General features: G+C 58.4%; 12 protein-coding genes. 6 read left to right on the forward strand and 6 right to left on the reverse strand.

Annotated elements, in window-relative coordinates:
• The first annotated feature begins 57 nt into the window (after positions 1-57).
• Positions 58-720, forward strand: coding sequence for a DUF4389 domain-containing protein (locus H6650_09455; protein MCB8952223.1), 663 nt, complete (start codon positions 58-60; stop codon positions 718-720).
• 78 nt (positions 721-798) lie between these two features.
• The gene (locus H6650_09460; GenBank protein ID MCB8952224.1) at positions 799-1,233 is read left to right on the forward strand and encodes a YccF domain-containing protein; all 435 of its coding nucleotides are present in this window, start codon (positions 799-801) and stop codon (positions 1,231-1,233) included.
• Positions 1,234-1,314: 81 nt separating this feature from the next.
• Here the strand turns inward: H6650_09460 and H6650_09465 are convergent, their stop codons facing one another.
• The 3 genes from H6650_09465 to H6650_09475 form a co-directional block, all read right to left on the reverse strand.
• The gene (locus tag H6650_09465; protein ID MCB8952225.1) at positions 1,315-2,394 is read right to left on the reverse strand and encodes an isocitrate dehydrogenase; all 1,080 of its coding nucleotides are present in this window, start codon (positions 2,392-2,394) and stop codon (positions 1,315-1,317) included.
• Between the two features lie 182 nt (positions 2,395-2,576).
• Positions 2,577-3,635: a peptidoglycan bridge formation glycyltransferase FemA/FemB family protein gene (locus tag H6650_09470; protein ID MCB8952226.1), complete on the reverse strand. Its 1,059-nt coding sequence runs from the start codon at positions 3,633-3,635 to the stop codon at positions 2,577-2,579.
• An 88-nt stretch (positions 3,636-3,723) separates the two neighbouring features.
• Entirely contained in the window at positions 3,724-4,812 is a 1,089-nt protein-coding gene (locus tag H6650_09475) for a peptidoglycan bridge formation glycyltransferase FemA/FemB family protein (GenBank protein MCB8952227.1), read from the reverse strand.
• 345 nt (positions 4,813-5,157) lie between these two features.
• On the opposite strand from H6650_09475, the gene H6650_09480 reads away from it, so the two are divergent.
• Positions 5,158-7,014 carry a PAS domain-containing protein gene (locus tag H6650_09480; protein ID MCB8952228.1) on the forward strand — a complete coding sequence of 619 codons (1,857 nt, stop codon included), beginning with the start codon at positions 5,158-5,160 and terminating at the stop codon, positions 7,012-7,014.
• Positions 7,011-7,376, forward strand: coding sequence for a response regulator (locus H6650_09485; protein MCB8952229.1), 366 nt, complete (start codon positions 7,011-7,013; stop codon positions 7,374-7,376). Before H6650_09480 ends, H6650_09485 begins: the two co-directional genes overlap by 4 nt.
• A 275-nt stretch (positions 7,377-7,651) precedes the next feature.
• Here H6650_09485 and H6650_09490 read toward each other — a convergent pair whose 3' ends face one another.
• Positions 7,652-7,846, reverse strand: coding sequence for a hypothetical protein (locus tag H6650_09490; GenBank protein MCB8952230.1), 195 nt, complete (start codon positions 7,844-7,846; stop codon positions 7,652-7,654).
• Between the two features lie 249 nt (positions 7,847-8,095).
• Between H6650_09490 and H6650_09495 the strand changes: the two genes are divergently transcribed.
• Positions 8,096-8,797: a hypothetical protein gene (locus tag H6650_09495; GenBank protein ID MCB8952231.1), complete on the forward strand. Its 702-nt coding sequence runs from the start codon at positions 8,096-8,098 to the stop codon at positions 8,795-8,797.
• Between the two features lie 127 nt (positions 8,798-8,924).
• On the forward strand, positions 8,925-10,010 hold the full coding sequence (locus H6650_09500) for a L,D-transpeptidase (protein ID MCB8952232.1): 1,086 nt from the start codon (positions 8,925-8,927) through the stop codon (positions 10,008-10,010).
• A 49-nt stretch (positions 10,011-10,059) separates the two neighbouring features.
• Here the strand turns inward: H6650_09500 and H6650_09505 are convergent, their stop codons facing one another.
• Entirely contained in the window at positions 10,060-11,721 is a 1,662-nt protein-coding gene (locus tag H6650_09505) for a substrate-binding domain-containing protein (GenBank protein ID MCB8952233.1), read from the reverse strand.
• 27 nt (positions 11,722-11,748) lie between these two features.
• Complete coding sequence (locus H6650_09510; protein ID MCB8952234.1) at positions 11,749-13,380, reverse strand: ABC transporter substrate-binding protein; 1,632 nt, start codon at positions 13,378-13,380, stop codon at positions 11,749-11,751.
• Between the last annotated feature and the right edge of the window lie 194 nt (positions 13,381-13,574).

Below are 13,574 nucleotides of genomic sequence, written 5' to 3' on the forward strand. Positions count from 1 at the left end.
ACCGGCAACTATCAGCTTTCTGTCAGGTGGGTAGAAAATCGCCCTACGAAGGAGAACATGATGAACGATTACCCTGAATACGCAGCCCGTCTGGAAGTAGACTATCCCCAGACACTGGACAGGTTAACAACCCTCTTCCGAATCATCTGGATCATCCCCATTGCCATCATCCTGAGCCTGATCACAGGCGCCGGACAGACGATCACCCGCACGATAACGGTCAATGAAGCCGGCAACATCATTTCCAGGGCTTCAGAAAGTTCGGGAGGACTGATCGCAGGTCTCTTCCTGGCCACAGTCCTGATGATCCTCTTTCGGCAACGTTACCCGCGCTGGTGGTTCGACTTTTCACGCGAGCTGATCCGCTTCGGTAGCAGAGTCTGGGCTTACCTGTTCCTGTTGACCGATGAATATCCGTCAACCGAGGATGAGCAAGCTATCCACCTGGAAATTGACTACCCCAACGTGCCAAAGGACCTCAATCGGTGGCTCCCCCTCATCAAGTGGCTACTGGCGATCCCGCACTACATCGTGCTGGCGTTCCTTTGGGTTGCCGCCGTATTCGTAGCCATGATTGCCTGGTTTGCCATTTTGTTGACGGGTGAATATCCGCGCAGCCTCTTTGACTTCGTTGTTGGCGTCGGTCGCTGGTCACTGCGGGTTGATGCCTATGCTATCCTGTTGGTGACAGACCGCTATCCGCCGTTTAGTTTGCGTTGATGAATGCCGGCATCAATCCGCCGGAAACGACGCAACAACAAAACACGACCATTCTTCCAATCAGATAGGACAACAACCATGACAGACGTAACCCTTAAATCAGAATATGCCGAACCCGTGCGCGAAGTTCCCTTCCTCTTGCGCGTCATCTGGTTCTTCGTCTTCGGCTGGGAACTGACGGCGGCCTGGATACTCATCGCCTGGCTGCTCAACCTCACCATCATCGGTCTGCCGCTGGGATTATGGATGCTGGACCGCGTCCCACAGGTCCTCACGCTCAAATCCCGCTCCGGCATGTGGGTCACCAACCGCAAGACGGGTGACACGCGCTTCGAAGGCACGCACCAGACTCCCTTCCTCCTGCGCGCCATCTACTTCTTGCTCATTGGCTGGTGGTTCAGCCTCGTGTGGGCCATTATCGCCTACGTACTCTGCCTGACCATCATCGGCGCACCACTAGGCATTCCCATGCTGCAAGCCCTGCCGATGATCACCACCCTCCACCGCAACTGAGCGCGTATGCCGGCAAACCTTCCCGGAAGCTCACTCTCGAACCATTGGCGTCGGAACAGCTTCCGGGAAGATAGTAGCATTCTATGACAACGTAGACCACACTTCCAGCTTCGACTTCACCCGCCGAATCACCTCGTTCGTAAACTCGTCCGTATGCGCCGATCCGCCAATATCCGAAGTGCGGATGCCATCGTAAACAGTCTCCAGCGTCGCCTCGTAAATGGCGCGGCTGGCGCGCTTGGCTTCCGATTCCTTCATGTGCGCCAGCAAGCCGGCTGAGGCCAGGATCATGGCCATCGGATTCGCCACGTTGCGCCCCTCCAGCGCCGGAGCCGTCCCGTGCGGCGCTTCCGCCATCACCCCCGTCACTTCGTCCGTTTCTTCATCCAGACTAATCACCATCGACTCCGAGCCGGCAATGGACCCAAACATCTGCAGCACCATGTCGGACAGCAGGTCGCCGTCACGATTGAGGCTGGGAATGACCAGCGGATCGCCTGAGGTTGCCAGCAGCAAGGCAAAAGTCGCGTCAATGAGCTGCGGTTCGTAGCGCACGTCGGGGTAGCGACGCGCCGCCCGATCCAGTTCTTCCTTGAACATGCCTTCATAGACAGGGCTGACCGTGTACTTTGGGCCGCCAAACACCTTCGCCCCCATGCGGCGGGCGTGCTGAAAAGCATACTCAGCCACGGCGCGGCAAACGCGGCGGGTGATCCGTTCCGTGCGGAAGGCGACTTCATCCGCGGAACCGACTTCTCCTTCGCGCCATTCCTGCGCCCCGTAGGCGTCCCCCTGAGCCATGCGCACCACACTGATAGGCGCATAGACGCCGCCAATGGGGCGCACGCCGGGGATGCGCCGCCCGGTGCGCAAAATCACCTGGGCGTTCATTTCTTCACGCAAAATACGGTTGGGGCTGCCCACATCCCCCGTTTCCGGCGTGATGGTTGCCGCCTTCAGGGAGACACGATACTGGCGCATGGCGCGGGCCGCGTCATAAACGACCTGGTTCTGTGTGGCGCGGCGATTCGCCAGGCTGAGGTCAAAGCGCAAAAAATCAAGGTCAAAGCGAATGATGTTCGACTGCAATACGCGCAATGCCTCTTCCAGCAATTCCTGCCCGGTCTGGTCTCCCTCGAGTACGACGATGGTTCGGGTCATGAAGCCTCCTGTAGAGTAAGTTGATGGTTGGTGGTTGGTGGCTGTCCGCAATTAAGTTAGCGGAAATGTGCGGACAGCGGCTATCATGGATAGCGGCTATCTATGATAGCTGGGCAGTAACCGTCCGTAAAAAGTGTGAAGTAATTTTCGGACGGTTACTTGGTGGTTGCCTGAAAGTGGTCTCAGGTGGATTGTTTGTCGCGCAGGAAATTGAGGTAGCGCGGAATCATAACGGCATATGCCCAATACCAGAAAGGACGAGCGGGATAGTCCCACGCACCTACGTGGCGCACGACCTGCCCGTTGTAGCCTGCTTTGAATCGCCAGACGCCCCAGAGAGGGTCTGATTCGGTGAATTCATCAGGCGCGCCCCAGAAATCGTACACGGTGCAGCCCTGCGCCTTGGCCCAACGGATAGCTTCCCATTGTAGCAGATAGTTGGGCATTCGCTGCCGTTCCTGTTCGCCGGATGCGCCGTACATGTAAATGGCACGGTTGGCGAATTTGACGAGGAAGACGGCGGCCAGGGGTTGGTGGTCATATTCGGCAATGAGGAGATGGCCGAGGCCATCCTGGAGGAGGGCGGCCCAGGCGTCCAGGTAGTAGGCGGGGAGGCGCACGGTGAAGTTGTCACGCGCGGCTGTCTCCGCGTACATTCTTACCAGGAGGGGGAGGTCGGAAGAAATGCCGGCACGAACCACCACCTCCTTCCGCCCCGCCAACCGAACATTGTAGCGCGTCTTCTGCTTCATCGCCGCCAGCAAATCTTCCTCTGGCGGGCGCAAATCCAGCTCCACCGTATTGCGAAATTGAATCTGGCTGCTAGAGAAACGCCACCCCCGTTGCCCTAACTGCGTCAGCAAAGCCTGACCGAGCGCGTCCGGCTCGGCTGGTTCCAGTCCGCGGCTAACGGGCACGTCCGGGTCAATTTTGATAAAAATCGCCTTCTCGCGGCGGGCCAGTCGCTCCAGTTCCCCCAGCATCGTCTGCCGCAAAGGGGCGTCCGCATAGGAGAGGCACGGGCCTTTTGGCACGTAGAGGATGGAAAAAGGCAAGCGGGGCAGCTTACGCTTCAGCACAAGCGCGGCAGCGGCGGGGGAGCCATCGGCGGCGGGCAGCCACCACGGCTGCGCCGACCACCCCCAACGCGCCTTGAATGCGCCCCAGGTCCAGCTTTGCAGCGCGTGCGCGTAGGGCAGCGCCTGAAGTATCTGCTGCCAGGCAGTGGCAGACGTCGCCAGTTGGAGTGGAGAAGTCGTGGTTCAGCTCCTTTGCAAGATAGTGATTTGTGAAGATTGGTTCAGGCAGTTGGCGGTCGGTCGTTAATTGTCAGCCGGTCGCGGCTGGCGGGGTTTCCCGCCGCCGATACCATTCGTAGAGACGATAGAGTGTTTTGTTGTAGGCGCGGTCGGCGCTGCCCACGGTGCGGTACACATCGCCACCAAAACCACGCTTAAAGCGATAGACGCCCCACAGTCCATCATGCTGCGTCTGAAAACGATCTTCCAATTCTGTTTCAGGATGGTCGGGGATGCCCCACAAGTCATAGTAATCGCAGCCCTGGGCGCGCGCCCACTGGATGGCGGCCCACTGCGCGGCGTAGGTGGGCATTCGCTGTCGCTCCTGGTCGTTGGACGCGCCGTAGAGATAGGCTCCCTGGCGGCCATAGGCAAAGGCCATGACGCCGGCCAGGGGCTGCCCCTGGTATTCGGCGATGAAGAGGCCGACGTGATCGGGGGCGAAGCGGATGAAGGCGTCCTGGTAGTAGCGGGGGACATGGATGCCGAAGTTGTTGCGCTGACCGGTGATTTGCATCATGTGGGCGAAGGTGGCGAGGTCTTCGGCGCTCCCCTGGCGCACGGTGACGCCTTTGCGTTCGGCCAGGCGGATGTTGTAGCGGGTTTTTTGTTTCATCCGCTCCAGGATTTCTTCAGGGGAAGGACGCAGATCGATGAGGATGGTCTGCGGGGGCTGGATGGTGTCGGTGTGGGGAAGGCAGCCGTGTTGCCGGCATAATGCTTCCCAGCGTGATGGGGAGAAGGCGTTTTGCCAGAGGAGGGGTTCGATTTTGAGAATGCCGGCACGATTGCGATAAGCCGCCATATCAATCTGATTAAACAACACCGCCACCTGCTCATCATTCTCCCAATCCACCAGCGGCCCATGCGGAATGTACCCCATACGCACCACCCCCAACGCCCGCGCCCGGTACAAAATCTGCGCCCCGGCCACCAGGCGACCATCCTGGCGCAGCCACACCCGCGACGCCGTCCAGCCAAAACGCCCCTTCAACCGCGCCCACTGACTCGTTTGCAACAAACTGCCGTGCGGGTGAGCAGCCACGAAAGCATCCCACTCCGCATCCTCCTCACTGTAGGGCGCTTCCTCCAATTCCAGTTCCAGAATTCGGTTAACCATAAACTGATTATACCTGTTTGTAAGGCATTGCCGAACGACCAGCCCCACAATGAACAGCCAACAGGCGGCGCAAAAGGGATAACGCTTTTCCCCTGCCCCGAACCTTAGGAACGGAAAATAAGACAACGAAGTTGTCTCCTTACGTTCCTGCAAACTGACGAGGCAATTCCGTACTTTATTTCATCGTCAGTCCCCAGTAACCGTCCGAAAATAGCTTCACCCTTTTTATGGACGGTTACTGCCAGGCTATCAAGGATAGCGGCTGTCCGCACATTTCCGCCAACTTAATTGCAGACAGCCCCTTATTGCCTATGGAAGTGACCAATGGCGGATTGACCGTGCTGGATGCCGGCATTAGACTATACAGTAGCAATCGGCACACCCACTCTGTTCTTGTGCCCCCATCCTGCCGTGATATTCCGCTTTGGCCCAATCGTGATGAACTGGCAGACCATTCTGACCACCCTTCTTCTGCTGCTATCCGCGCTGGTTTCCCTGACCATCGCCGTCTATGTCTGGCGACAAAAGCAAAGCTGGTCCCCCTGGTTCTTTGGCGTGTCGCTCTCCATCACCGCCTGGGCTGCCACCTATGCGTTGGAACTTATCGCCCCCACCCTACAAGGTAAGACGTTCTGGGCACAGTGGCAGTATACGGGCATTGCGTCCCTCCCCGTCAACTGGTTCCTCTTTGCGCAGAGCTACGCGGGACGCACCCGTTGGACCTCTCCCTCGCGCTTTCTCCGCCTCTTTGCTATTCCTCTGTTAGCCATCGTTCTGGCCTTTACCAACAGTTGGCATCACATCTTTTGGCAAACCATCTCCCTGAACACAAATGGCCCTTTTGCCACGTTTGACGCCACATACGGGCCTGGCTGGTTTCTCTTCTTTATCTATTCCTATGTGCTGCTCTTCCTCGGTTCGTTAGGACTGTTCGTCGCCTTGCGCGGGCTGGCAGCCGTGTATCGCTGGCAGTTGGCTATCTTGCTACTCAGTCCTGCTCTACCATGGATCGCCAACGCCCTCTACCTGACGCGCCTCAGTCCCATCCCACAGCTCGACCTGACCCCATTTGCCTTCACGTTGAGTATGTTGATTTTTGGCCTGGGAATTACGCGGGCGCGTCTGTTCTCGCTTCCCCCTATTGCTCGCTCCCTTGTCGTGCAAAATATGAGCATTGCGATGCTGGTCGTGGACAAGCACAACCGCGTGGCAGACGTCAATCCCGCCGCCGAGAATCTGTTTGGTTTGCGCGACAAAGACGTCATCGGGCAACGTATGGGGGACGTGCTGGGGGAATGGAGCAGCTATACCCAGCCCTATTTGAACAAAGTGACGACGGAGGAAGAACTCCGCATTGTGGGGGGAGAGTCGGAACGGTTCTTCACGCTACGCATCTCCCCTATCCTAAATGAAAGGGGGCGTATTGGGGGTCGCCTTGTATTACTGCAAGAAATTACGGCGCTGCGACATGCGGAGCGAGCCGTAGCCCTGGCGGAAGCCAAAGCAGCACTACTCGCCAAAGTGGGGCATGAACTGCGTACGCCATTGAATGGGGTGATGGGCATGGCGGAAATGCTGGAATACGGCATCTACGGCCCGGTATCACCGCCGCAACAGGACGCACTCAAGAAAATCGTGGAACGGACACGTTACCTGACCAAGCTGGTCAACGATATGCTGGAGCAAATTCGCCTGGAGCAGGACGATTTTCATCTGGAAATTGCCCCTTTCCCGGTTGACCAACTGGTGAATCGGGTGATAGAAACGACAGAGGCCGCGGCGGCGGCGCACAAGTTGACCATGGTGACGCATGTAGAAGAAGATGTGCCCCCGATTCTCCTGGGCGATGACACACGTCTGTTTCAGGTGATGGTCAACCTGGTGGACAACGCTATCAAGTTTACGCCCAAGGGGAAGATCGAGGTGCAGGTATTTCGCGCGGACGAGGGGCACTGGGGATTTCGCGTGGTGGACGAAGGGGTAGGCATTCCCCCAACCTTGCACGAGCGCATTTTTGAGCCGTTCCAACAGCTCGACTACAATAGGAGCCGAAACGAGCAAGGGATGGGGTTGGGGCTGACAATTGTCAGGCAGCTTGTAACGCTGATGAACGGTCATATCAGCGTAGATAGCGCGCCACGGCAGGGCAGCATCTTCACAGTGACGCTGCCCTTGCTGCAAAATACCGAGGCAACAACGTGAGTCAACCTACTGCCCTGGTCATCGAAGATGATGACACTTTGGCGACCATCTTTTCACGGGCGCTGCAATTGGCCGATTACAGAGCCGAGATTATCGCGGACGGCGAAGAGGCGCTGCGTCGGCTAGAGGAATTAACGCCTGAGCTGGTGGTTCTGGACATGCATCTGCCACAGGTTTCGGGAATGCAAATCCTTTCGGCAATCCGGCAAAGCGATCACCTGGCGCAAACGCGCCTGATTATTGCTACGGCCGATTCAGGACTTGCGGCCATGCTGCACCAACAAGCGGACCTGGTTTTGGTGAAGCCGGTCAGTTTCCACCAGTTGCGCCGGTTTGCCAACCGCCTGCGCCCGCAACCATGAGTGGCGCGTGGCAAAATACAAGTGACGTGCGTGGATCGAAAGCGGCGGGATGCCTTTCCCCACCAGGAACCAGGCACGGGCGCTGCCCTGCCGCCAGCGGTGTCTTGGGAGAATACGCCTGATGGCGCAAAAGTTGATCATGGCGTCGCACCTCCGCGCGGCGTCCTGCTCCACTTCTGCCGGGCCACTGTACGCGCTAATGTCAACGTGTTCGCCACTCTGGGCAACCGGCGTGATGTAGTGAGATTATCTTTGCCGGCATTTCCGTAACTCCGTCAATCAAGTCCCACTGGCCGCACAATGTTCCCCAAACCGGCCGCATCATCTTGCAGATAGCCTTCGTCCAGTTCACCCCCATCTCCCAGGTCAACTTCGGCAACACCCGGCGCGCCCCGTTCCGGATCATTGCCGGCGGTAGCGACCACAACATCCCCCCAGGCCGCAACGAAACCAACTTCCGCGAAAATCAAGAAAAATCCCGCGCACACCGACTTTAAGGACTGACGATGAAATAAAGAAAAGAACCTGATTTGGGAATGACGGACACGCTGAATCATCGTCAAGACGGCCGGGAAGAGGTCGTCGCGGCAATTGCCACCTGGCTAACGCCCAATTTCCGCCCCGCAAACGCTTCCGCGGTCGCCTCATTTGGTGTTACAATGGAGAGAGATGAAAATCATGCGGCACAATCTCCGCATCTACCTTCTTAACCGTGAATCATGACGCAAATTGACCAACTATACCGCTTGCAGCAGATTGACGTGGAACTTCGGCAGGCAAAATTGCGCCTGAACGAGGTTCTGGCCGGGCAACAGGAAACAGAAGAAGTGCAAACAGCCCGCGCCACCGCCCAAAATACCGCCGCCGATCTGGAAACCTGGCAGAAGCAGCAGCGGGAGCGCAACCTGGCCTTGCAAGAGGTCAAAGACAAGCACAAGCAAACGGAAAACCAGCTCTATTCCGGCAATGTGAAGAATCCGAAAGCGTTGAGCGACTTGCAGCTAAACCTGGAAGCGCTGGGACGCCATCGCGCCACATTGGAGGATGAACTGCTGGAAGCCATGATCATGGTGGACGAGTGCACTGCCACCAACGAAGAAGCAACCACTGTCTGGCAGCAGATTGCACGGGCGTGGAATCGGGAACAGGCGCGGCTACGGCAAGAGCAGGCGCAGTTGGTTGAGCAGATTCAACGCCTGCAGCAGGCGCGCCAGGCGCATATCACGATCATTGACGGCTCGCTGCTGACGGAATATGAACATATTCGGCGCAAGCAGCGAAATGGCGTCGCGGTGGCCGGACTGAAGCAAAATGTCTGCCAGGGCTGCCGTGTGACGGTCTCCGCGAACAAGGTGCGCGAGGCCGGCGAAGGCCAGCTTGTCTATTGCGGCAGTTGCGGGCGCATTTTGCATCCGCAATAGCCGGAACAGAAAAAAAGGCGCGGATTCTTGTATTAGCCAGGCCCTGTTTTGAGAACGGTCCTGGCCAGGTGTGGCAATCAGTATTGCCGGCATCCCCCCTTCATCAAACCCTGGAGAGTGTGAAAACATGCCCAAATCAGTCCGGTCCTTAGCCTTCTTCATCTTCATAACATTGGGAATAGGACTCACCGCGCAGCGCGTCGTAGCAGCGCAATGCTACTTCCACTCCGCCAACCTCGGCTACATTTGCGAAACCCGCCCCGTGCCGCCGCAGTTTGTCTCCCCTATTCCCGAACCGGACGGCCTGCTAGACCATCGTAGCTATGCCTACCTGGACGACTACGTCAACGTATACCCGGAACCAACCACAGCGGTCGCCCCGCTGCGCAACGTAGGACGTGGCTATTTTTATGTCAGCGTGAATTATCCCTTGAAAAATGACCAGGGCGAGTTGTGGTACATGATCAATCCGGGCGAGTATGTGCCGGAAAGCGCGATCCGCCCCGTGGAAATTTCCCAATTCAGCGGCGTCGTCCTCACCAGTCCGCCAGAGCGTCCTTTTGGCTGGATATTGGCGCGCGTCCGCCCCAGCAGCACGCCGGGGGGCGAACCCAATCCCGATTACTCCATGCTGGAACGGTACACGTTTTTTGAGGTCATGGACGCGCAGGTGGTTCCCACAGACGATGACTGGATTTGGTACAACATTGGCGGGGACCGCTGGATCCGGCAGACGTATGTGGGGTTGGTTGACCCCAGTCCGCGACCGGCGGAGGTGGGGGAGAATGAGTTTTGGTCGGAAGTGGACCTATACGAGCAAACTTTTGCCGCCTACGAAGGGGACCGCATGGTGTTTGCCTCGCTCATTTCCAGTGGCCTCAATCGCTGGCCGACGCGGGAGGGGTTGTACCAGGTGTGGGACCGGTGGGATGAGACGTTGATGGATGGGGCCGAGGGGAAGGTTGACTACTACGTGGTGGAAGATGTGCCGTATACGATGTATTTCGATAAGGTGATGGAGATCGCCTTACACGGGGCGTATTGGCACGACCGTTTTGGCTACAAGCATAGCCACGGCTGCGTGAACATGCCGCCGCTGGCCGCGCAGTGGGTTTACAACTGGTCGGCGACGGGGCCGGATGCGTTGTGGGTCTATGTGCATACGTCGGACCCCACCCATTACTTCACCCGTTTTGGGCAGCGGGATGGATAGCGATGGGGATTGGTCCAATCACCCAGATTGGACCAATCCGCCATGAGTATCAGCGGCCAACTCCGAGGCTGCCTCCGAATGCGGCGGACATTTCTTCGTAGATGCCGGCAATACTCGCCTCATTCCCCAGATAGAAATTGCCAAACGTCCGCTGGGCCAGTTCCTGCAACAACGTTTCATCCGCATCAGACCCATACGCAATGGTGAACACCGTCGTACCGTTCGCCGCCGCCGCATCGATCAGCCGCTCGTCAAAACTGTAACGGTAGCTGTACGTATCCAGACCATCCGTGAGAACCACCAGGGCATTCGTCGTCTGCGGCGTGGTTGTCTCCGCGATGCGCTCCGCCCCCAGGCCAATCGCATCATAGAGCGCCGTATCGCCCCGCGCTTCCAGCCCCTGAATTTGGGCCACAATCGCCTCGCGGAACGTTCCCACCTGTTCGTGGTCCACCACCACGTTCAGCGCATCAGAAAAAGCGATCAGGGTGAGATAGTCCTCATCGCCCATCTGCTGTACAAACTGAATCGCCGCCTGGCGCATATTCTCCATTTTGGAGCCGCGCATACTGCCGGAAACGTCCAGCAGCATCACCATGTTCACGTCCTTGCGCGCCGCCTGCCAGATTTCCTGAATACTGTACACGGCATCAATGCCGGGCGCGCCAAACACCGTTTGCGGCTGCGCCAGATCGACGCCGTGCGCCGCGTCCAGTGGGGCCGCCGCGGGTACGGTGTTGTTCACGGGGCGCAGGCCATGCGCCACGGCGCGGGTCTGTCCATCCGCGCCGGTCAGATAGTCGCGGAAAAGACGGGCGGCTTCTTGTTGCTGCGTGCCGGCATTTTCGTTCACGCACGCCGGATGAGCAGCCACAAACGTCCCTTCAAACGGGTAAACCGGCACAAGACCATCAGGTTCGGTGCTGCGCCCATATTGCAGAACGGTACTCTCGTACATAATGCCGGCACCGAGGAAAGTGGGGCCGCGCTCCGCCATCGTGCGCCCCAGGCTGTCCGTATCACTGCTAAACCAGGAAACGCCCCCCTCAAACGCGCCCACAGACGCCTGCACAATCGGCTGCTGAATATCTTGCGGCGAAACCGCTTCCGTTTTCGACTGCGCCGCCTGCACAAGAGCCAGCAGCGTACTCGCGCCCGTGGCCGACAGGCCAGGATGGGTGTGTCCCAGGCGCAGGGTTGCGCCATACTGGCCGCCGCTGTAGTACGCCCAGGCGGACGAATCCGCGGCCAGGCTACCAATGTCCAACCAGCCCAGGTCGCGCCCAGGCCAGCCGAGGGCCTCCGCCAGCGGTCGCCAGAGGGCGATCACCAGCGGGCTTTGTGCCACGCTAACGCAATCGGACTGGAAGGCGCCACCGCCCCGGTCGGCCAGAATGTTGGCCCAAACTTTGTCGTCAGGAATCCAGAGGGTGGGGTTGACTTGCCCATCACGCAGGTCAACGACAGCTTGCCCGGCCTCCGTGGCCGGCAGCAAGTTGATGTAGATGGGATCGCCGTCCGCGTTTTCGATGCCGGCAGCGTTGAAATCAGCGACGCTGTCGGCAAGCCAGGCGGTGAGGCTGGTGTTCGCCAGGATGTCAATCTGGACGGCATTGCGCGGGGGTCCATCGCTTTGGGTCAGGGTACAGGCAAATGCCGGCATCATCAACGCCACCACCAGCCACCACCAACCGCGAGATCTTTTTATCATCGCTCACATTCTCCTTCATATCCCACGTCAGCGTCCCACCGTGATCAGCGTCATCTCCACGTACCGGTCCTCCGCCTGTTTCACCGCGTCATCCGTATTGCGATGATCCTCCGGCGGAAGCTGCGCCGTCACAATAAAACGCGCCGGGTCAATCCCCTGCGAAACCAGGTAATCCACCACCGATTGCGCCCGCGCCTCGGCAAAATCAAGAATCTCCTGCTCCGCATACGGCGGGTCATTGGCCGGCCAGGCAGAAGAGCCCTTCACTTCCAGGAAAAGGCCGATACTCTGCGACAACGTGGGAATAACGCACTCATCCAGACGCCGGCGCGCCTCCAGCGTCAACTCCGTCGATTCCGGCAAGAAGTCGAACTTACGGCAGGGCAGCACCGCTAACGTCGTCGCCGCTTCCGTATCCACGCCGGAAAGGTCGAGCTGGGCCGAAATCGAAAAAGTATCGTTCACCGGTTTGCCATTGGCCTGCAGACTTGCTTGCTGCGCCGACCGCTCCACAAAGCGCGTATCCACGAGGTCTTGCACGTCGTAATCAGGAATTTGCAGGCCGGAAATGGAAATCGTCCAGACGCGCCGGGCAATCTCCAGACGGTTGTAAAGCGGCGTGGGGTCGCGCATCACAAACGCATTGTCGCCCAGGTCCGCCTGCGCCACGCTCTCCAGCCAGGCGCGCAAATCGCTGCTGGCCGTTTCCGCATAGACGAAGCTCCAATCGTTGTGTCCCCAGGCGGCAATGTTCGCCGCCGCCGTGTCGAAATCCTCGAACTGATCTTTCAACGTGGCAAACCAGGCATCGTGGAACGATTGCACCAGGTCCGTTTCGCTGTTCAGGCTCTGCCGCGAAGTGACAATGACATCGACCACGATACGCATTTGCGCCGAACTGAGCAACGGCTGCCCGCCCGTGGCCTCGGCGTCGTAAATGTCCGGCTCCCAGCCGGAAACGACGTCCGCCTGCTCCGCGTTGAAGGCGGCCACGGCGTCGGCGACGCTGTCCTGCGGCACGAGGGTCACGTCGAAGCGGGGGTTTACCTCGGCAATGGACAAGGCGTAGTAAGCGAAATACTCGCCGACGCTGCCGCGAGAGAAGGTGATGCGCTTGCCTTTCAGGTCGTTGATCGTGCTGATGCCACGCCCCCACAACTGGTCCGCACCGGCGCTTTCGTCAACGATAGCCGTAATCACGCCGGGATTCTTCAAGGCGACAGAGTCCAGCGTCGTCAGCAGGCAGTCCCACTGGCCGCTTTCCAACAAAGCTGTTCGTTGCTCTTCGGAAACGTCGTAGGCGGGGTCGTCATCCAGGAAGAAGGGGACGATGCTCAGGTGGAAGCCATGCGCAACGTCCTGCCCGGAAACCTGCATCTGCTGCAAGGTGAAGTAGCTGCCGAAGGCATCCGCGCCGCAGACGTAGGTCGGCAAGCCGTCGTCAAGGTTGGCTGACGGGGCGAAGATGGGATCGGGCGACTCTAATTGGGCGGCGGGGGTGGGGGTGATGCCGGCATTCACCGTAACAACAGGCGTCGGCGTCACATCCGCCTCCATCCTGCCGCGCACCAGACTGTAGGCCCCCACACCACAGATGACCAATAGAGCCAGCCCCACAATGCCAATAAAGACAAGGCGGGTACGGTCAATGTTCTGCATGGACAATGCTCCTTTCCATCATCAATTTCCGCGCAAGCAAATTGATGAACGAATGTGACTATACAGGTCATCTGCCCAGATTGGACCAATTTGCTCTGGTTGAATCTTATTGATGTCTACAAAATTGGTCCAATCTCTCGGAGACGTGAATAGTTACGAACGAATAATGTTTCTTCGAAGTCACCAACGGTACA

This window comes from Ardenticatenales bacterium, from assembly GCA_020634515.1.
Lineage (GTDB): Bacteria > Chloroflexota > Anaerolineae > Promineifilales > Promineifilaceae > JAGVTM01.

Bases quoted from the DNA above. Each gene is read 5' to 3' on its own strand.
- H6650_09460 (MCB8952224.1), top strand. From the start codon at position 799: ATGACAGACGTAACCCTTAAATCAGAATATGCCGAACCCGTGCGCGAA.
- H6650_09500 (MCB8952232.1), top strand. From the start codon at position 8,925: ATGCCCAAATCAGTCCGGTCCTTAGCCTTCTTCATCTTCATAACATTG.
- H6650_09505 (MCB8952233.1), bottom strand. From the start codon at position 11,721: ATGATAAAAAGATCTCGCGGTTGGTGGTGGCTGGTGGTGGCGTTGATG.
- H6650_09495 (MCB8952231.1), top strand. From the start codon at position 8,096: ATGACGCAAATTGACCAACTATACCGCTTGCAGCAGATTGACGTGGAA.
- H6650_09475 (MCB8952227.1), bottom strand. From the start codon at position 4,812: ATGGTTAACCGAATTCTGGAACTGGAATTGGAGGAAGCGCCCTACAGT.
- H6650_09455 (MCB8952223.1), top strand. From the start codon at position 58: ATGATGAACGATTACCCTGAATACGCAGCCCGTCTGGAAGTAGACTAT.
- H6650_09510 (MCB8952234.1), bottom strand. From the start codon at position 13,380: ATGCAGAACATTGACCGTACCCGCCTTGTCTTTATTGGCATTGTGGGG.
- H6650_09465 (MCB8952225.1), bottom strand. From the start codon at position 2,394: ATGACCCGAACCATCGTCGTACTCGAGGGAGACCAGACCGGGCAGGAA.
- H6650_09480 (MCB8952228.1), top strand. From the start codon at position 5,158: ATGCCGGCATTAGACTATACAGTAGCAATCGGCACACCCACTCTGTTC.